This window comes from Mycolicibacterium arseniciresistens (genome assembly GCF_030519285.1).
Lineage (GTDB): Bacteria > Actinomycetota > Actinomycetes > Mycobacteriales > Mycobacteriaceae > Mycobacterium > Mycobacterium arseniciresistens.
On record NZ_JAUMSQ010000352.1, the window covers coordinates 1 to 378 of the forward strand.

Annotated in this window: 1 protein-coding gene; it reads left to right on the top strand. The window is 69.8% G+C overall.

Going from position 1 to position 378, the window contains the following annotated elements; all coding sequences use genetic code 11:
- Positions 1-137 precede the first annotated feature (137 nt).
- The coding region (locus tag Q2100_RS28100; RefSeq protein WP_302916683.1) for an SDR family NAD(P)-dependent oxidoreductase at positions 138-378 on the top strand (241 nt) is incomplete at its 3' end.

Below are 378 nucleotides of genomic sequence, written 5' to 3' on the forward strand. Positions count from 1 at the left end.
CATCGAATCCACCCGGTGTTGCATCCACCGCCTGAAACCACCTCGACATTTCGCGCAACAACCGTAGTCTCGCGGTACCCCGCTGGTTGACTGATTATCAGTCAACTGGCATGCTGGTGACGGCGAAAGGAGCGCCGATGCAGCGAATGGACCTGCGGGACAAGCGCATACTCATCACCGGTGCATCGAGCGGCATCGGCCGGGCATTGGCGCTCGTGCTGGCCGACCGGGGCGCATGGCTCGCGCTCGCTGCGCGGCGGGGTCACCTGCTCGACGAGCTGGCCGGTGAGATCGGCGCGACCGGCGGCCGGCGGCCGCACACCCTCCCGGCCGACCTCGCGCAACCCGGCGCGGCCGCAGCGCTGGGCCGCGCGGCGC